The organism is Maribacter spongiicola, from assembly GCF_004364165.1.
GTDB lineage: Bacteria > Bacteroidota > Bacteroidia > Flavobacteriales > Flavobacteriaceae > Maribacter > Maribacter spongiicola.
On sequence record NZ_SOAY01000010.1, the window covers coordinates 696,410 to 715,682 of the forward strand.

Here is a 19,273-nt window from a genome sequence, read left to right on the forward strand (position 1 = left end):
TCACCTACCCTTAGTTTTAGATTTATAACTGGAGATTTAATGTTTGCAATAAGAATGATAAATTTTTTAAAAAAGTACGAAATATGGATTTTTTTAGCACTCGCGCCTTTACTTAATTTTGTAATTACTTACTTGAAAAGTAGAGGACTGATAGATTTCTTTCCTTATACCAATGGTCGCTTTTATGCACTGATGTTCTTATTGCTTTTTATTGTAAAAATCACAAAAGGTACTGATGGAATAAAGAATTTATTTAGACCTATGCTAATTTGGAAAGTGCACCCAAAATGGTATCTATTTGGGCTACTATTTGCATTTTCAATAGGTTTACTAACCTTATCAATTGTAGCTTTCTATAATGGAGATATGTCTATTCTTGATTTTGAGATCTATATACCTACATTAAAATTCACATTGTTCTTACTCTCTTGGGCATTTCTAGGTGAAGTGGTATGGATCGGCTATGCTGTGCGTGAACTATCAAAAATTATTAAACCATTTTATGCCAGCTTAATTATTGGTTTCGTATGGTCGTTATGGTGGCTACCTTCGGTTTTTATAAATGTAGGAGTAATAGAAAATTTGCCGGTATGGCCATTATTTTTAAATATGATGGGGGCTGCAGGTATGTGTACTATAGTGTATGCAAAAACGAAAAGCGGACTTTGTGTTTTGGTCATACAGTCTATGCTAAATATGTCGCTGGTAATGCTACCGATTTCACCAGATGCAGGTGACAATACCTATCCTATTTTTGCGGTTCTTTATTTTCTGATCATGTTGATTTTTATGTACTTTATGCCGCCAAAAATAAATGAGGCAAGTAAAGAACTAAAAAGTGTGTACTAATTAAAATAGGTTTTAAACTATTCTACAGCATTATAAGCACTTGTTTTTACTGTAGTTTTTCTAGTTTCGTTAGCCTTTAATTGATGCATGATACTACTAGCTAAAAATTTAGCCAAATTTACGGGTACTGCATTACCGATCATTTTATAGCCTGCCGCTACTTTTTTGTAGTGGAAGGTGAAATCATTGGGGAATGTTTGTATTCTGGCACATTCTCGAACGCTTAATCTTCTGTAAAGATTCTCCTTTCCTGGTACGAATACTCGAACATCTTTTTCAATAAGCTTCATCCTTGGTGCTTGCGGATGTATCGGCGCATGTCTACCACCTGCTTGTATGGTAAATGATTGTTCGTCCCAATTACGAACACGATTTCTTGACATATACATGGTAGAAAAACCACCAATCATATACTCGTGATTGGGAATAGAACACTTTTTGCCGTTCGTATTATTGAATTCTAGCGCAGGTATTGCCGTATCCTTTAAGTCTGAAATAGCTGTTTCAAGCGTTATTTTAGGAAAAGTCTCGGTCGGGAATTCATATTTGAAATTCAGGTCTTTTCTAATGCCTATAAAGAACACTCGTTTTCTGTCTTGGGGTACATTATAGTCAGACGCATTCAGCATCTTAAACGAAAGGTCATAACCTATACCGGCATTTTTTAAAAGATTCTTTATACCATCAAGTGCCTCGCTATGTTTACCAATAAGCATTCCGCTTACGTTTTCGGCTAAGAAGAATTTAGGTTGTTTGGCTTCCAGTATTCTAATAAAATCATAGAATAACTGTCCTCTTTTATCTTGAATACCTCTTGCTGCACCGGCTGCACTCCAGCTTTGACATGGCGGTCCACCAATGATTCCGTCACAATCGGGTACATCATCTGCAGGTATATCTACAATACTTCTATTGTCGAATGTGGTATTGGGGTGATTCTTTTTATACGTTTCCCAAATATCCTTATCATATTCGTTTGCCCATATCACATTGAATCCGGCTTGTTCAAAACCAAGATCAAGTCCGCCTGCTCCAGCAAAAAAGGATACTACATTCATTTTCTTATGCTATTCTTTAATTTATTAGATGCTCTAAATGGGTTTTTAGAAAACATCACATAATCACAAAAATACATTTTAGAATTTCAAATTGCTTTTATAGCATAGTAAACTTATGAATCGATTTTCTATAGATGTAAGTCTACTTCTAATTATTTCACCTTTATGGTTTCCTTCTTTTTAATTATTTCCTGTACATTTTTTTCGAATGCATTTACTGTATTTAGGTCTTTAATGGTAAGGTGCATGCCCACTTCGCAATGAATTCCCTCATAACTTACATCGGGCATATTTTTAAATTTAGAAATGTTGACATTATCTAAAAAGATGAACTGTGTGGGTGTAAAATTATAAGAACAATAAATGAGCATGTTGTCTATAATAATAAATTTGGAATGCAGATGTTCATTGACGAAATACGATGTGTTCTTAGTAAGCATGAGCTCAGTATAAAATTTTTGAAAATTGCCGATGTTTGCCGGTCTTCTAAATTTTACCGTTTCATATTTTTTCTCATCTTCAGTGGTTGGTGCAAATGTTTGTGACAAACAAGTAACGGATATACCCTTGCTCGCCATGTCTAGCACAGCACCTAAAATACCACCTCTTGTTTCGTTTTTTTGAATTGTAGAATGATATTTAGCATTAAAGGTATAGTCGAAAGCGGCTAAATGTTGTGCGCAAATGACAATTCTATTTTTAGCAGCTAAAATGTATTTAGAGAGGGTAGTTTCTAATTGGTTAGCAGAATTATGATAAAAGGGAGCCGTAATTTGTATTTGTTCAGAGTTGTTGAATTCTATCTTTTTATAGGTATTGCACGTAGTGTTCAATGCTCCTTTAAATGCTTTAATCGGTATGGCGTTGCGGATAAGGTCGCTGAAGAATGCTCTGGCATTTGCTTCGTAATGTGGCTCGTTTTCAATACAGACCATAGATTCATATTTTACCAAATCTCTAACAGCCATATTAGAAGAGCTTAAAACTAAAGTATACCCGTTTTTCTTTTTTAGATAGGCAGATTTTATGTGTAACGAATAGGGGAGCGACCCTCTAGAAAATTTATTTACAAAGGCACTGCGTACATAAAGGTGGGAGAAGAAATACAAATTGAAATATGGATATTTCTCTGATCTGTACATCTCACCTAAAATTTCTCTTGCCAAAGCATATTTAGTGAATTTTTTAGTGCTTTGTTCTTTAGTGTAAAGATGTTTTAGGTATTGTGGTTTTAAGCTGTCATACCCTTCTAAGGGTATGGTAATGACATTTACAATAATGCCAGCCTGCGATATTTCTTTAAGATAATTATGTAAATGTTTATTGTTATATAGATACCAGGAAACGTTGATTTCTTCAATGTCATTTTTTTGCTCTTCTATTGTTTCTATAAATTTTTCAAGCAATAGTGGTGAGCCGCCTTGCTCATAAAAATCAAATCGATTTTTATAATTATCAGGTTCATCAAAGAAAGTTTTAAATGGCATTTATGCTGCTAATAATTAGGCTACCTAAATAGAGTTAGTTTTTTGACTGTGCTTAAAGATAGGCATCTGTTTGTTTTATGCGGTATATTTAAGAATAATTGAAATGGTTAAAGTTGTATTATGAAATCTTCTTTTAGAGAACAAAAAGTGATTGATAATTTTTTAATAAAATAAATGGGCGCATCAATTTTAATACTACTTTCGGCCTTTATTTTCAAAAGTTAATGCATTGATTATTAGTGATAAAAAAGGCTATAGATTAAAATTATAAATGGATCAATATATTATTTATTTAGGTTTTATTGTGGCAGCTTATGCTGTGATTGCTAATGATGTAATACAAACATTAGGTACGTTCATCACTTCTAATTCGAATGTGAAATGGTGGCTTTTATGGGGCTTTGCGGGCTCTATTTTGACCGTTACTTTGGTTTATGGCTGGTATATAAACGGTGGTGATGTTTCTTATGGCAGGTTGTCGAATATTCCGCTACCTGATCCAATGCCCTGGTGGTATTTATTGGCACCGATCTCTTTACTGGTAATTACCCGTTTTGGTATACCTGCAAGTACGACGTTTATGATTTTAAGTGTTTTTTCATCGAGCCAACTGATAGAAAAAATGATACTTAAATCTGTATTCGGTTATTCACTTGCCTTCGTTGCTGCATTTGTGTTGTATCTATTTTTGACGAAAAAATTTGAATCCCCGGCTTCTATTCGATTAATGGATAAAAAAAAGCAGCGTCCCTATTGGCTAGTGGCGCAATGGTTTTCAACAGGCTTTCTTTGGTCGCAGTGGTTAATACAAGATTTTGCCAATATTTTTGTATTTCTTCCAAGGCAATTGTCATTGTATGAACTCATATTTTCATTAGCGCTCATTTTACTTATTATGGCGTATATATTTAATTCGAAAGGTGGTAAGATCCAAGGTATAGTGAATCAAAAATCGAATACTCAGCATATACGTTCGGCAACATTAATCGATGCTTGTTATGGTCTTTTGTTATTCTTTTTTACGACAGTAAATACCATACCTATGAGTACTACATGGGCATTTATCGGAATTTTGGCAGGTAGGGAAATTGCAATAAGCTACCGCCTAAAGAAAGGAGAATTGAAAAAAACCTATAAAATGTTGGTCAATGATTTTGCCAAAGTAAACATGGGTCTTTTTGTAAGTATTTTAATTGCTTACTTAATTCAATTTATGAAAGAGTAACTTATTTTACACTGATCAATACCGCCTCGCAACTTTGAAGGTCGGAGTTCAATACAATATTTTCAGATTTTTTACCGTCAGATATTTCTACCGAAACCGTATTTGGTGGCGAATCGCCTAGATTATGGGCATAAAGGAATAAATCGTTAGATTTTTTAGGGTCTAGCTTTATTTTGAACTCCTTTTTCCAATAGGTCAAATAGTACCTTTTAACTACTTGTACACCGTTCAGATAGATAGATACAATATCACCATCTTGTCTGCCATGGTCCCAAATTTTTACAATAAGATTCTCAGATTCAAATTCGAACTCTTTGGTATATGAAATTTTTCTACCATCAAAGCTATCTCTAACTTCAGGTTTACTTTCGGCTTTATTTTCTATGTGAACCACTTCAGTCTGTTTCGGTGTAGCTTGTTTTTTAGTTTTGCTTTTAGATTTCTTTTTAGCAACAACGGTGTTCATATTTGCCAGCTGCTGTTTTTTCTTTCTTTCGTCAGATGCTGCATTCGTAATCGAGAAGAACGGAGTTACCTTTTTAGCAATATTGAATTTGTCATCGGGGAATAGTTCTATGGCAACGACTTGATATCTATTGCCAGAGCCAATATTTTTCGCCAATTCTATACCGTCTTCAAAACCATCATTCTTAAAAGAACCCAGCTCTTGTACGACCATTTCATTACGTACCAGAAAAAAACGAATGGACTTGCTAGTATCGATTTTAACTGTATTCCACTCCAAAGCAATTTTATCTGGAATATTCCAGGTCGTATTTGCATTTGGTGAAACGATATTTATGGTAGCGATATCTTGCGCAAAACTAATAGTAGATACTAGTAATAGGACAGATAATAATATGAAATGAATTTGACGCATATGTAATATATTATCTCAAAGATAGTATGAAACCTGTATTGGTTTAACACCTTTAAAATCTACAAGATATATGTTAGTAAACGAAAATTTGTGCCAGTTTAATATAATAGTAGGTCTTTTTTAATGTAGTGATGTTTAATCAATCTCTTTTTGTAAGCTTTTTTTGCAAATTGTAAGGTTCTACAGTCTTTATTTTTTAATGTTAATTAATGGAAATAATCCTAATAATTGGAAATAATCCATAATTTAGCTATCCCCAATTTTTAGAGGGATAGTTATGAGCAAGACCATACTTCATATAGATTTAGATACTTTTTATGTATCTGTAGAGCGACTCAATAATCGGGAGTTGCATAATAAGCCTTTACTGGTCGGTGGTACGGGAGACCGCGGTGTAGTAGCGGCATGTAGTTATGAAACCCGCGGATTCGGTGTGCATTCGGGTATGCCCATGAAAATGGCACGCGAACTGTGTCCTGATGCTGTTGTAATTAGAGGTAATGCCGGTGACTACAGTAAACACTCAGATGTGGTGACAGAAATCATAAAAGAGTATGTACCCACATTCGAAAAATCAAGCATCGATGAATTCTATGCAGACCTCACCGGTATGGATCGCTTTTTTGGTTGCTACCAGTATGCTTCTGAAATGCGAAAGAAGATTATTAAAGAAACGGGACTCCCCATTTCCTTTGGATTATCTGCCAATAAAATAGTATCTAAAGTAGCAACGAACGAGGCGAAACCGAATAATCAGTTAAAGATAGATGAGGGACTGGAGAAACCTTTTTTAGCTCCGTTATCCATAAAAAAAATACCGATGGTAGGCGATAAAACCTATCAGACCTTACGGAATCTTGGTCTGAGACAAGTACGTACCGTACAAGAAATGCCCATGGAAGTAATGCAGCGTGTTTTGGGTGTTAATGGCGGAGTAATATGGAAACGTGCCAATGGTATAGATAATACACCTGTGATTCCGTTTTGCGAACGAAAATCAATCTCTACGGAGCGGACTTTTGATAAAGACACGATTGATGTAAACCGACTACGTGGTATTCTAATCGCCATGACCGAGAACCTGGCATATCAATTACGTCGTGGAGATAAGTTAACAGCTTGTATTTCAGTTAAGATTCGATATTCGGATTTTAATACCTACTCAAAGCAAATGCGAATTCCCTATACCAGCGGAGACCATATTCTAATACCTAAAATTCTAGACCTGTTCAAGAATTTGTATAACCGTAGGTTATTAGTACGGTTGATTGGTATACGTTTCAGTCATCTGGTATCTGGTAATTATCAAATCAACCTTTTTGATGATACCGAAGAAATACTAAGCCTCTACAATGCCTTAGATTACATTCGAAAACGCTACGGAGACAAAAGTGTATTACGAGCATCGGGCATGGGAGCAAAAACAATAGGGAGAATGCATAACCCTTTCAACGGATTGCCACCTGTTGTGTTGGCGCATAGGAAATTATAAGCCCCCTAGCCCCCAAAGGGGGAATGAAATGTTTGGTTGTTACTCGTTGTTGGTTGTTGGTTTTCGGTTGTCCGTTGTCCGTTGATGGTTGTTCGTTGTTCGTTGTTGGAGTGTTTGTCCGGTCGAGCGCATTCGAGACCTATTTGTTTGTTGAGGAGAGAAAAGAATATAGAAAATAGAGAAGAGAGAAAGCGCACTGCGCCGAGCTCCACACGCGAAGCGTAAAAAAACGAACAATAAAAAAGTGCACTGCGCATAGTGAACAGCGTATCGCGGCCAACGCCACAAGCGAAGCGAAAAAAAGACCGTCAACCGTCAACTGACAGCCGATAACCAAAAAGTGAAGCGCAAAAAAACGAACAACCGAAAACCATCAACCAACAACCAAAAAGAGGAGGCACGACGAAGTGATCTGTTGAATTTGGGTAACAATGATAATCGGATGTACCTACTTTCGGCAGATTGCTTCGGTGAAAAACCTCGCAAAGACGAAATCCGTTCACTGAGTGTAGCCGAAGTGAGATTTTGAGTGAGAAAGTTGAAGTTAGAAAAGAGAATATAGAAAATAGAGAAGAGAAAAACGCATTGCGCATAGCGAACAGCATGTCGCACCCAACGCCACAAGCGAAGCAAAAAAAACCATCAACCGACAACCGACAACCATCAACCAAAAGCGTAGCGCAGCAACCGATAACCATCAACCAAAAAGCGAAGCACAAAACACGAACAACCAACAACGGACAACCAACAACGAATTTGTACCTAAACTGCCACACATACTACAGCCTTCGCTACGGGACATTCTCCGAGATCGAGCTTTTGCAATTAGCGAAATCCCATGGAGTGACGCAATTGGTATTGACGGATATTAATAATACATCGGCTTGTTTAAACTTTGTTCGTAAAGCACCCGAATATGATGTGCGACCCATTTTGGGAATCGATTTTAGAAACGGAGTAGAGCCTTGCTTTGTAGGTGTAGCTAAGAATAATGAAGGGTTTTTAGAACTCAATAATTTTCTGTCTCATCACATACATCAAGACAAGAAGATTCCCGAAGCCGCTCCAGATTTTAAAGAGGTGTTTGTTATTTATCCTTTTGAGAAAATTCTAGAGAGTGAAAAGAAAGTCTTTGCTGACCATGAGTTTATAGGGATTTCTGTAAATGAGCTGAAACGGCTCCGGTTTTCAAAGTTATTAGAGCAGAGAGATAAAATCGTACTGCTGCAGCCGGTCACGTTTAGAAATAAGCGCGATTTTAATGCCCACCGATTGCTGCGTGCCATAGATAACAACACTTTGTTGAGTATGTTGTCGGTTACGGAACAGGCTCGTGATGATGAACATATGTATGCGATACCAAACTTGGCTGTGTACTTTTCCGAGCATAGTTTTATCCTAGAAAATACCCAGCGGTTGATGGATGCTTGTTCTATTCATTTTGATTTTTCGGTAGGGAGAGAACCTCAGAATTTAAGCAAGTACTTAGGTAGTAAAGAAGAAGATGAGGTTTTTCTAGAACGGTTATGTCAAGAGGGTTTGCCAAAGCGATACCCAGAAATTGAGCAGCCTGTTTTAGACCGTTTAGAAAAAGAGCTTTACCTCATTAAAAAAATGGGATTCGTCTCGTATTTTCTTATCAATTGGGATATTGTCACCTATGCCCGAAAGCAGAATTTCTTTTACGTAGGTCGGGGTAGTGGTGCCAATAGTATTGTGGCGTACCTGCTTTTTATTACCGATGTGGATCCTATGGAGCTCGATTTGTATTTTGAACGGTTTATTAATCTGTATCGTGTGAATCCGCCCGATTTTGATATTGATTTTTCACATCGAGACAGACCTATAATGACGGAATATATTTTCAATCGTTTCGAAAATGTGGCACTGTTGGGTACCTACGTTACTTTTCAATCTCGTGGAGTTATTCGTGAGCTTGGTAAGGTTTTCGGTCTGCCAAAAGATGAAATAGATTTGTTGTGTGATGGTAATATACAGGCAAGCAGGTTAGATACTATTTCAACTTTAGTATTGAAATACACACAGCTACTTCATGGCATGCCTAATTACCTGAGTATACATGCTGGCGGAATTCTAATTACCGAGAAACCTATCCATTGGTTTTCGGCAACGAATATGCCTCCAAAGGGATTCCCAACCACACAGTTCGATATGATTATCGCCGAAGATGTCGGTATTTTTAAGTTCGATATTCTTGCCCAACGCGGACTCTCGAAAATAAAGGAGACGCTTGATATTCTAGAACGCGACCGACCAGAGGAGTTTGCCAAATTTAATATTCATGATATCAAGGCATTTAAGAGAGACCCTAAGATCAATAATTTGATAAAAACGGCGCAGTGCATGGGGTGTTTTTATGTGGAATCTCCCGCCATGCGGATGCTGTTGAAAAAGCTTGAAGTGGATACTTATTTAGGTCTGGTAGCTGCAAGTTCTATTATTCGCCCTGGCGTGTCTAAAAGCGGAATGATGCGCGAGTATATTCTTCGCCATCGCAACAAGGGCAGGGCTGAAGAATTGGCGCATCCGGTGATGTTAGAAATTATGCCAGAGACATACGGAGTTATGGTCTATCAAGAAGATGTGATAAAAGTAGTCCACCATTTTGCAGATCTAGATTTAGGAGAAGCCGATGTATTACGACGCGGTATGAGTGGTAAATTCCGTTCTCGGGAGGAGTTCCAGAAAGTAAAAGATAAGTTTATAGACAACTGCCGTAAAAAAGGATATGCAGAAAAACTCATTCAAGAAATTTGGGATCAAGTAGCAAGTTTTGCAGGCTATGCTTTCGCTAAAGGGCATTCCGCATCGTATGCGGTAGAAAGTTACCAGAGTTTGTTTTTACGTGCCTACTATCCGTTAGAATACATGGTGGCAGTTCTTAATAATGGTGGTGGGTTTTATAAGCCTGAGTTCTACGTGCATGAAGCTCGTATGTTAGGAGCAACGATACATCCGCCTTGCGTCAATAAAAGTAATGCGGGCAATCGTATCTATGGTAAGGAATTGTATTTAGGATTAGGTTATTTGCGGGAATTGGAACAACGGGTAATGGAGCGTATTTTAAAAGAACGCTTCGTGAAGGGTAATTTTATATCGTTGGAAGATTTTTTGGACAGACTGATCATCTCTATAGAACAAGTCAGTATTTTAATACGGATTGATGCCTTCCGGTTTACGGATACCAATAAACACGAACTCCTCTGGAAAGCACATTTGTTTTTGAACAAGACCAAGAAAATAGACCACCCAAAACTGTTTGCGCCAAAACAGCAACATTTTGAAATTCCGTCTTTATATAGTACTAATCTAGAAGTTGCTTTTACGCAGTTAGAGTTGTTAGGGTTTAGTTTATGTAGTCCGTTTGAACTTTTAGAAGAGGCGCCATTAAATACTACGGGCTGCAAAGATTTCGAGAAGTATTTAAATAGTAATATCGATATCTACGGATATCTGATTACTATAAAGCGAGCAAAAACCCACAATGGAAAAGCAATGTTTTTTGCAACTTTATTAGACCAACAAGGACAAGTTTTTGATACAGTATTATTCCCTCCGGTAGCCGCAAAATATATGTTTAGAGGAAGAGGAATTTATCGGTTCTACGGCAAAGTAGTTAGTGAATTCGGTTTCTTAAGTATAGAAGTCATTAAACTAATAAAACAAGATTTCATTCAAGACCCAAGGTATGCCGATATGAAAACAAGCGCCAAAGTTTTTGACCAAAAGAAGATTGGTGAAGAGAAAATAGATTAGAGGAACAATAGAAAATAGAGTATAGAAAATAGAGAAGAGAGAAACCGCTATTCGCAATGCGCTTAGCGCTTAACGCAGATTACGCGTATTGCGTGAGGCGTATAGTGTTTGACTCCGACAACCAACACTTTTGCTGAGCGTAGCCGAAGTAACTAACAACCAAAAAAGCGTCCAGCGTTTAGCGAACAGCGCAAAACCATCAACGAACAACCAAAAAGCGTCCAGCGCACAGCGCAGAAACCAACACTTGTGCTGAGCGTAGCCGAAGTAACCATCAAAGAACAACCAAAAAGCGTACAGCGTCCAGCGTTTAGCGAACAGCGCATAAAAAACCATCAACCGACAACCATCAACCAACAACTAAAATCAAAAAGCCTCTAACACATAACCAAATATCCAGTATAGTATCAAAAACACAAAAACGGTTCCAATACATCCACATTTACCTCCGCCTATTTTCTTTGCGCCGTACCACGCACCAATAATTTGAATTAGTTTTTTCATGATGGCAATTTACAAGATTACTTGGTTGCAATTGATTTAAAAATTAGCTTGAAAAGTAGTAATTAATTTTTAGATTTTTGCCGAATGTTGAGTGGTTAAAAGGTTTTCAATATATAAGAAATTTTATGAATGAAAAATATCTTCACTAATAGAGAAAGTAAAAAATATTTCTGAAGAATAAATCGCGTAATTTCTGCAATAGTATGACAGTTGTCTTATTAATAAAAATAGTTCTAGAAAATATTTAAAAATTATGATTTTCTATCAAACTAAATTTAAATTAAAAAATATAAGATGTCATCAGGTAAATGAACTCATTCGTCGATAGTTATTGGAGGTATAGTTAATTTAAGTCAATTTTGTTTACTACAATTAAAAATTCATGTTAATCATATTATTTGGTTTCCTTATTTAATAAATGAAATACCGCAATTCCGACTTTATAGTGCCAATCTCTATATTCTTACATTTATGTATCATAAATGGAGTGTTGTTTATTTTAACTCCAGAGACCTATCTGAATGTATTTAATATCGCCTATTATAATTTCAGCTGGTTATTTATCGCATTTATTTTAAACTATTACACAACAGAAAGAAAGGAGCTCTTTTTTACAAGGTTTCATAAAATCATTCAAATTCTCTTTGTTTACTTTCTTGCTTATTTTGCATTGTTTGCTATATTAGATGAGAGCGTACCATCTGTTCAGTATCAATATTTAGTTTATGCAATTTTAGCTATTTGTCTTATTTGCTACAGGGTACTATTCTTTTGGGTAAGAGGTAAGTTTAGGGTTATAGGTCGTAATAGCGTTAAAGTAATTGTTCTTGGTAGAGATAGAAATTTAAAGAAAATCAGAAAAGTTTTTGACAACCCTACTTTCGGGTATCATTATGCAGGTTATTTTTCAGACAGAGACTCAAAGAGTCTAACATATTTAGGTCAAATAAATGAATCCTTCGGTTATATTCTAAATTATGATATTGATATTATTTATTGTGTAGCGTCAAATTTTAGCGAAGAAGAGCTAAAGAACTTTGTAAATTTTGCTGATAATAATTTAATTCGTTTTAAAGTCATTTTAGATGACATGGATGTATTTAATCGCGCTATGTCTGTTGAAACATACAATAATATTCCGGTACTTAATTTAAGAAATGTTCCACTAGACACAGAATATGCCCGTATTATTAAACGTGCTTTTGATATTGTTTTTTCAAGTCTAGTAATACTATTATTGTTATCATGGTTAACCCCTATTTTATATATTTTAATAAAATTAGATTCTCCAGGAGATTTTTATTTTAAACAATTACGACACGGGTACAAAAGACAAACATTTTGGTGTTATAAGTATCGTTCTATGACCGTGAATAAAGAATCTGATTCTCAAATGGCTAAGAAAGGGGATATGAGGGTTACAAGAATTGGTAAGTTTATACGTAAAACTAGTATTGATGAATTGCCACAATTCATCAATGTATTTAAAGGTGATATGAGTATTGTAGGTCCAAGACCTCATATGGTGTTACATACTTCTGATTACGAAAAATCAGTCGATAAATATTTAGTACGCCATTTTGTAAAACCTGGAATAACTGGTTTGGCACAAATAAAGGGCTATCGAGGCGAAATCATTAACTCTTCAGATATTAAGAACCGAACGCGTTTAGATATTTTTTATGTAGAAAGATGGTCTGTAGGGTTAGATTTGCATATTCTTTTTTACACTATATACAATGTAATTAAGGGGGAAGAAAAAGCTTATTGAATCATATATTGTTTTAGTAATAATGATGTATTATAAGAATTTAGAATTATGTATGAGTATACAATATTCTCAAATATGTAAAAAGTTATGGGAGCTATGAAAGCCATCAAAAAATTTTTTGTATTATTTGCATCTGTAATAAATATTTATTGAAGTATTTTTAATACCTAAATAATCCTTGGCTTTTAGAATTTTGTGGGTAACTAATTTAGGAAATTTATAGGCAAAACGTTTTAATCTTCACAACAGTTACGTTGCTAATATTTATTGCTCTTCTTTCTTTTTTTAAATAAATAGAATAATTATTTCAACTTCAATCTAGAAAAAAGAAATAGGTTATCTTTTTTACGAATAGAATTCACATAAATGAAATTGTTAAATTATTTTTGAGCAAAATTAGAAATACATGGCTTCAGGTTTTTTTGCGATTTTAGATGATGTAGCGGCACTTTTGGATGATGTTGCTGCGATGAGTAAAATAGCCACTAAGAAGACGGCTGGTATTTTAGGTGACGATTTAGCAGTAAATGCCGAAAAAGCATCAGGTTTCGTCTCTCAACGCGAATTACCGGTATTATGGGCGATTACCAAAGGGTCATTGCTCAATAAAATTATTATTTTACCTATTGCCTTTTTGTTGAGTGCCTTTTTACCTTGGGCAGTAACCGTAGTTTTAGTGCTAGGTGGCATTTACCTTGCCTATGAAGGTGCTGAAAAAATTCATGAATTCTTTGTTCCACACGAACATGCACATATTGCTGCTGAAATGCAGCCAATGACCAAGGAAGAAATTTTAGAACTAGAAAAAACCAAGGTCAAATCTGCTATAGTTACCGATTTTATACTTTCCATTGAAATAGTAATCATCGCTTTAGGTGCGGTCATAAAGGAACCTTTAGTAACCCAAATTGCAGTAGTATCTGTAGTAGCGTTAATTGCTACAATAGGTGTTTACGGCATTGTTGCCCTAATTGTTCGTATGGATGAATTTGGTACCAGGCTGATTAACCTGAACGAAGAAGAGAATAGTATCTCTGACAAAATTGGTCGTTTCTTCGTCAACGCTTTGCCAAAGGTGATTAAAGCATTATCGGTTATCGGTACGATAGCACTATTACTAGTTTCGGGTGGAATATTTGTCCATAATATTGACTTCTTCCATCACTTTCTTCCTAACGTACCCAGTATGTTGGTAGAGTTTGTAGTGGGTCTAATAGTGGGCTTTGTTGCGCTGTTTCTCTTCAATGGTATTAAAATGCTATTTAAAAAGAAGTAGTTAATACGCTCTTGACTCTCCTTTTATTGCATTGTAAATCGTTAAGAAAACAATTTTTGCATCTAAAGCAAGGGACCATTTTTCCATATAAAAAATATCATACCGCACCCTATTAATAATATCGGATCGATCAATAATTTCTCCTCTACAGCCTTGTACTTGAGCTAAGCCTGTAATACCTGGTTTTATAAAGTGTCGTACCAAATATCTATCTACCGAATTTTCATATTCTTGGGTATGAACCACCATATGTGGTCTAGGGCCAACAACACTCATGTCGCCTATTAATACATTGAAAAATTGAGGTAGTTCGTCTATGCTGGTCTTTCTTAAGATTTTACCTAGACTTGTTACCCTAAAATCGTTTTTGGTCGCCATTTGTGTATTGCTAGTAATACTCTTGCCCATGGATCTAAATTTATAGCACCAAAATACTTCTCTATTGACCCCGTGGCGTTGCTGTTTAAAAAATAAGGGTCCTTTAGAATCCATTTTCATTAAAATGTATAATAGTGGTGTTAACCACGAAAGCAAAAATACAATAGCAAAGCTTGATATTAGAACGTCGAAAATACGTTTAATGAAATTCGAATAATCTAAATCTAATGGTGAGGCCCTTAAGTTTAAAATAGGAACGGCACCATATAATTCTATAGACATGGCACTAGAGAATAATTCTTTATTATCTGGAATGATCTTTATTCGTTTAAGACTATTATCTGCAATTTTCATGACATACTGTATTTCAGCTTTAGATAATTTTGAAGCCATGCAGTACACTTCTTCAACATTATTTTCAAAAATATAATTAAAAGAACTTTCAATGTCGCCCAAACAGGTTGGGTGATCTGATTTTACATTATCAAAATAGCCCATATACCGATACCCGTATTCTGGATTATCGAAAATGCGTTTTAACTTTTGTAGGTTTTTGTCTTTACCAATTACAACTACTCTGGTAGTATTATATCCTTTGGCTCTGTATAATTTTTTAGACCAATAGAATAGTATTCTAAACAAAGTTAATAGAACACAAATTTGCACATATACTAATGATAGATATATAGGTGCGTACGAGTTCATGCCTAAGAATACGAAAGAGGTAAAATACACCAAACCATAAATAACAAACAATACAACGAAAGTTTTGAGATTGGTCATAAAACCATCTCTTCTGGCCGTAGGGTAGAAGTTTAAGCTATACGTGGTTATAATCCATGTAAGATTGTAATAAAGTATGCTATAACCATTAAAATATGTATCGGGTAAATAGGCATATAGTGTTAGGTTAATTAACAGTATATGCACCACAAATGATAATGGTATAATAAAATTCGATTTCTTCATTTAAGCTTTTAGTAATGGTTGGTATAAGAGCTAATGATAGTATATTAATGTTGACCGAAAGCTTTACGGCTGCCGGTCAACGTTAAATTTGAGTATGATAGAAATCTGTAGGTAAAAACAATTAATTCTTAGCGGTATACCAAGAATATACTTGTTCAATTCCTTGTGATAATGAAACGGTGTGTTTCCATCCAAGGTCATGTAATTTTGAGGGATCTGTCAGTTTCTTTAATGTTCCATCTGGTTTTTCGGTATTAAAGTATAATTCACCTTTAAAACTGATTGTTTGCTGTATAAGTTCAGCTAAATCTTTAATAGTGATATCTACGCCAGTACCAATGTTGATGTGCGTATTGCGCACTTCTTTAGTATCTTTTGAATAACAATCTTTAAAATCTCGCTGCTCCATCAAAAAGACACAGGCATCTGCCATATCTTCGCTCCAAAGAAACTCTCGCATCGGTTTACCTGAACCCCATATTTCTAGGTAAATGGTGTCATCTTCTCTTTTAATGCCATACTTGTCTAACACGGCAAGTATTTCTTTTTCAGATGAATTTCCATTGACTCCTTCAATAGGCAGCGCATTTAAATCTTGAGCAATTGTATTCCAGTCATTATTTTCCAAAGCCTTACCTAAATACATTTTTCTAATTAATGCCGGTAATACATGCGATTTTTCTAAATCGAAATTATCATTAGGTCCGTACAGATTAGTGGGCATTACAGAAATAAAGTTTGTACCGTACTGTAAATTGTAACTTTCACACATTTTAATACCCGCTATTTTGGCAATAGCATAAGGTTCGTTTGTGTACTCTAGTGTATCTGTCAGTAAATAGTCCTCTTTCATGGGTTGTGGACAATTTTTAGGGTAAATACACGTACTACCTAAAAAGAGTAATTTTTTTACACCATGAAGATAACTTTGATGGATTACATTATTCTGAATCATTAGATTCTCATAAATGAAATCTGCCCTATAAGTGTTATTCGCAACGATACCACCAACTTTGGCGGCTGCAAGAATAACATAAGAGGGTTTTTCAACCTCAAAAAAGGTCGCAACCTCCGTGGCATTAGTTAAATCTAATTCTTTATGTGTTCGGTAAACTAAATTTGAATACCCTCTACTTTCAAGATTCTTAACTATTGCACTGCCCACAAGACCACGGTGCCCTGCGATATATATTTTTGCTTCTTTATTTAACATTTGGTACTATTTACCTACTATTAGAAGAATTGACGGTTTATAATTATTTATTCAAAATAATTATAAGTTACATAACCACCTTTTTTCAAATATTGATCTTTTTGCATCAATTTTAAATCATGTGTCATCATGTCTTTCACCAAACCTTGTAGGTCATATTCTGGGATCCAGCCTAACTTCGTATTTGCTTTTGTAGCATCACCAATTAATAACTCAACCTCTGTTGGTCTAAAATATTTAGGATCAACAGCAAGAACTTCTTTTCCGATTTCAACTTGTATATCAGGATTAGAACATGATTTTATATATCCTTTTTCATCAACACCTTCGCCTTTAAACTCTATTTCAATACCCATTTCTGCAAACGCCATTCTTACGAATTCACGAACAGGAGTAGTTTTACCAGTTGCAATTACCCAATCTTCTGCTTCATCAGCTTGAAGAATCATCCACATCATACGAACATAATCTTTAGCATGACCCCAATCTCGTTGCGCATCTAAATTACCTAGGTAAATTTTATCTTGTAAGCCTAAACCAATTCTTGCAGCAGCTCTAGTTATTTTTCTAGTTACAAAAGTTTCTCCTCTAATCGGCGATTCATGGTTAAACAAAATACCATTACAAGCGAACATGCCGTAAGCCTCTCTGTAGTTTACGGTGATCCAAAATGCATACATTTTTGCAACAGCATAAGGGCTACGCGGGTAAAAAGGAGTAGTCTCTGATTGCGGAACTTCTTGTACTTTTCCGTATAATTCTGAAGTTGATGCTTGGTAAATACGTGTTTTCTTCTCTAGACCTAACAAACGTACGGCATCTAAAATTCTAAGTGTACCCAAACCATCTGCATTACCAGTATATTCTGGAACTTCGAATGAAACCTGAACGTGGCTCATTGCCGCTAAGTTATAAATCTCATCTGGTTGAATTTCTTGTATTAATCTAATTAGATTGGTACTATCGGTCATATCACCATAATGAAGTACAAAATTTCTGTTCTCAATATGTGGGTCTTGATAAAGATGATCAATTCTGTCAGTATTAAACAATGACGCTCTTCTTTTAATACCGTGTACTTGATACCCCTTCTTTAATAAAAACTCGCTTAAATAAGCTCCGTCTTGACCTGTGACTCCAGTGATTAATGCTACTTTCATACTATTGTAAAATGGATTTATAAATGTTTTTTTTATTTAAATGTCAACTATTAATCAGGTTAGTATTCGGCTATAATATGATTAATAACGTAATAGTTTACCTAAATTAAACGCTTGTTTATTAATTCGTATAATGATATTAATTAGGCAAAAGTTCAATTTTACCATTAACTAGATAATTATGAAAAAATCAGAAGTCTTTTAAAATGAAGTATATATTTTCTTCATCTTACAACTGAAGTTAATGGTTGTGTCGCAAATTTAGTATATTATTTGAGCATTCAGATCAATTCAAACAAACCTTAGACCAATTAATGATATAATCGTTAAACTGTTTTTTTGATTTATTTCATATTAGTAATGTTACTTTCTAGTGTGGTAATCTTAATGATTAGGGAGTTACAATATCATTCTTATATATTATGATTGAGCGAAACTATAAACATATCCTACATCTATTTCGTCATTCAAAATAATTTATATCAGTTGCTAAGAAATCACCTTGTAGCTATTGCCCTACTTGACGTTGTGGTAATTGTTGAATATAGCTTTGGTTCTAGAATCAATGGATTTCTTATGGTAGAAGGGATGAAAAGTTAAAGGTATTTATGTGCGGAAAGCTTGTATAATACAGTACATACTTAAAGAGGTCTTTATGTACTTAAGCAGCAATTTTGAAGTTGTCAAATTGCCATAAATTTTGTTAAATTTTAATAAATTTCGCACAAAAGTGGTGCGGTTATTAATATTTAGCTTAAGTTTATTTCATGAAAGTTTAATATACTTTTCTAGTGTTTTAGAAATGTGATTTGAGCTTTAATTTATAATTTTTACTGTTTTTCCCCGTTATTTTATCAACTTAAACCACCATACGATGATATCTAACATTTTAAGCGGGAAGCTAACACCTTCTTATCAAAAGAAAAAGTTAGTTTCTCTTGAAGATTGCTATACGCACCTTAAGCCTTATTTTAGGTTAAAGAAAAGTGTGAAGAACACTAGAACCAATCCTATATCGGTTCAAGAAAAATCAAAGAGTGCAAAAGTTCAAAATGCTGTCAACTCTATTGAGCAAAATCAAATTTTGTACGCCAAAATTATGACCGAAAGGTTGTTGAAAATTTAAGCGATTAGATAAAGAGAATGTGTTCTTTATGAAAGTGTTTTCTATATTAAATATATAGCGCTCAATTGATAATTATACTAGTGTAGTGATGAATTCATTACTACACTT

14 protein-coding genes are annotated in these 19,273 nt (G+C 34.9%); 7 read left to right on the forward strand and 7 right to left on the reverse strand.

Translation table 11 applies throughout. The annotated features are described in order from the left end of the window. Nucleotides 1–132: 132 nt before the first annotated feature. Complete coding sequence (locus tag CLV90_RS03655) at nucleotides 133–849, forward strand: CPBP family glutamic-type intramembrane protease (protein WP_133686150.1); 717 nt, start codon at nucleotides 133–135, stop codon at nucleotides 847–849. 17 nt (nucleotides 850–866) lie between these two features. Here CLV90_RS03655 and CLV90_RS03660 read toward each other — a convergent pair whose 3' ends face one another. Then, nucleotides 867–1,907, reverse strand: a complete 1,041-nt coding sequence (locus tag CLV90_RS03660; RefSeq protein ID WP_133686151.1) for a DNA cytosine methyltransferase — start codon at nucleotides 1,905–1,907, stop codon at nucleotides 867–869. A 152-nt stretch (nucleotides 1,908–2,059) separates the two neighbouring features. Next, a complete protein-coding gene (locus CLV90_RS03665) occupies nucleotides 2,060–3,394 on the reverse strand; it encodes a hypothetical protein (protein ID WP_133686152.1) in 1,335 nt (444 codons plus the stop codon). A gap of 271 nt (nucleotides 3,395–3,665) precedes the next feature. Between CLV90_RS03665 and CLV90_RS03670 the strand changes: the two genes are divergently transcribed. Next, the gene (locus CLV90_RS03670) at nucleotides 3,666–4,619 is read left to right on the forward strand and encodes a hypothetical protein (RefSeq protein ID WP_133686153.1); all 954 of its coding nucleotides are present in this window, start codon (nucleotides 3,666–3,668) and stop codon (nucleotides 4,617–4,619) included. A 1-nt stretch (nucleotide 4,620) separates the two neighbouring features. Here CLV90_RS03670 and CLV90_RS03675 read toward each other — a convergent pair whose 3' ends face one another. After that, entirely contained in the window at nucleotides 4,621–5,499 is an 879-nt protein-coding gene (locus CLV90_RS03675) for a hypothetical protein (RefSeq protein WP_133686154.1), read from the reverse strand. A 277-nt stretch (nucleotides 5,500–5,776) separates the two neighbouring features. Between CLV90_RS03675 and dinB the strand changes: the two genes are divergently transcribed. Next, nucleotides 5,777–6,991: a DNA polymerase IV gene (gene dinB, locus CLV90_RS03680; protein ID WP_133686155.1), complete on the forward strand. Its 1,215-nt coding sequence runs from the start codon at nucleotides 5,777–5,779 to the stop codon at nucleotides 6,989–6,991. A 756-nt stretch (nucleotides 6,992–7,747) separates the two neighbouring features. Next, entirely contained in the window at nucleotides 7,748–10,768 is a 3,021-nt protein-coding gene (locus CLV90_RS03685; RefSeq protein ID WP_133687012.1) for a DNA polymerase III subunit alpha, read from the forward strand. 366 nt (nucleotides 10,769–11,134) lie between these two features. Here CLV90_RS03685 and CLV90_RS19190 read toward each other — a convergent pair whose 3' ends face one another. Then, nucleotides 11,135–11,272 carry a hypothetical protein gene (locus tag CLV90_RS19190; RefSeq protein WP_027065147.1) on the reverse strand — a complete coding sequence of 46 codons (138 nt, stop codon included), beginning with the start codon at nucleotides 11,270–11,272 and terminating at the stop codon, nucleotides 11,135–11,137. A gap of 418 nt (nucleotides 11,273–11,690) precedes the next feature. Between CLV90_RS19190 and CLV90_RS03690 the strand changes: the two genes are divergently transcribed. Together CLV90_RS03690 and CLV90_RS03695 are read left to right on the forward strand one after the other, a co-directional pair. Beyond that, nucleotides 11,691–13,043 (forward strand): exopolysaccharide biosynthesis polyprenyl glycosylphosphotransferase, encoded by a 1,353-nt coding sequence (locus tag CLV90_RS03690; protein ID WP_133686156.1) that lies wholly within the window; start codon nucleotides 11,691–11,693, stop codon nucleotides 13,041–13,043. Between the two features lie 406 nt (nucleotides 13,044–13,449). Continuing rightward, nucleotides 13,450–14,319: a DUF808 domain-containing protein gene (locus CLV90_RS03695; protein WP_133686157.1), complete on the forward strand. Its 870-nt coding sequence runs from the start codon at nucleotides 13,450–13,452 to the stop codon at nucleotides 14,317–14,319. On the opposite strand, the gene CLV90_RS03700 is transcribed toward CLV90_RS03695, so the two are convergent. The 3 genes from CLV90_RS03700 to gmd all read right to left on the reverse strand — a co-directional run bounded on the left by CLV90_RS03700 (nucleotide 14,320) and on the right by gmd (nucleotide 18,039). Further along, a complete protein-coding gene (locus CLV90_RS03700) occupies nucleotides 14,320–15,666 on the reverse strand; it encodes an exopolysaccharide biosynthesis polyprenyl glycosylphosphotransferase (protein WP_133686158.1) in 1,347 nt (448 codons plus the stop codon). 121 nt (nucleotides 15,667–15,787) lie between these two features. Further along, nucleotides 15,788–16,879, reverse strand: coding sequence for a GDP-L-fucose synthase family protein (locus CLV90_RS03705; protein WP_133686159.1), 1,092 nt, complete (start codon nucleotides 16,877–16,879; stop codon nucleotides 15,788–15,790). Nucleotides 16,880–16,926: 47 nt separating this feature from the next. Beyond that, nucleotides 16,927–18,039, reverse strand: coding sequence for a GDP-mannose 4,6-dehydratase (gene gmd / locus CLV90_RS03710; RefSeq protein ID WP_133686160.1), 1,113 nt, complete (start codon nucleotides 18,037–18,039; stop codon nucleotides 16,927–16,929). 874 nt (nucleotides 18,040–18,913) lie between these two features. On the opposite strand from gmd, the gene CLV90_RS03715 reads away from it, so the two are divergent. Beyond that, complete coding sequence (locus tag CLV90_RS03715) at nucleotides 18,914–19,165, forward strand: hypothetical protein (protein WP_133686161.1); 252 nt, start codon at nucleotides 18,914–18,916, stop codon at nucleotides 19,163–19,165. The last annotated feature ends 108 nt before the right edge of the window (nucleotides 19,166–19,273 follow it).

What these genes read in the sequence shown, in the direction of transcription:
- CLV90_RS03660 (WP_133686151.1), bottom strand. Translation starts at nt 1,907, where the DNA reads ATGAATGTAGTATCCTTTTTTGCTGGAGCAGGCGGACTTGATCTTGGT.
- CLV90_RS03665 (WP_133686152.1), bottom strand. Translation starts at nt 3,394, where the DNA reads ATGCCATTTAAAACTTTCTTTGATGAACCTGATAATTATAAAAATCGA.
- CLV90_RS03670 (WP_133686153.1), top strand. Translation starts at nt 3,666, where the DNA reads ATGGATCAATATATTATTTATTTAGGTTTTATTGTGGCAGCTTATGCT.
- CLV90_RS03675 (WP_133686154.1), bottom strand. Translation starts at nt 5,499, where the DNA reads ATGCGTCAAATTCATTTCATATTATTATCTGTCCTATTACTAGTATCT.
- dinB (WP_133686155.1), top strand. Translation starts at nt 5,777, where the DNA reads ATGAGCAAGACCATACTTCATATAGATTTAGATACTTTTTATGTATCT.
- CLV90_RS19190 (WP_027065147.1), bottom strand. Translation starts at nt 11,272, where the DNA reads ATGAAAAAACTAATTCAAATTATTGGTGCGTGGTACGGCGCAAAGAAA.
- CLV90_RS03690 (WP_133686156.1), top strand. Translation starts at nt 11,691, where the DNA reads ATGAAATACCGCAATTCCGACTTTATAGTGCCAATCTCTATATTCTTA.
- CLV90_RS03695 (WP_133686157.1), top strand. Translation starts at nt 13,450, where the DNA reads ATGGCTTCAGGTTTTTTTGCGATTTTAGATGATGTAGCGGCACTTTTG.
- CLV90_RS03700 (WP_133686158.1), bottom strand. Translation starts at nt 15,666, where the DNA reads ATGAAGAAATCGAATTTTATTATACCATTATCATTTGTGGTGCATATA.
- CLV90_RS03705 (WP_133686159.1), bottom strand. Translation starts at nt 16,879, where the DNA reads ATGTTAAATAAAGAAGCAAAAATATATATCGCAGGGCACCGTGGTCTT.
- gmd (WP_133686160.1), bottom strand. Translation starts at nt 18,039, where the DNA reads ATGAAAGTAGCATTAATCACTGGAGTCACAGGTCAAGACGGAGCTTAT.
- CLV90_RS03715 (WP_133686161.1), top strand. Translation starts at nt 18,914, where the DNA reads ATGATATCTAACATTTTAAGCGGGAAGCTAACACCTTCTTATCAAAAG.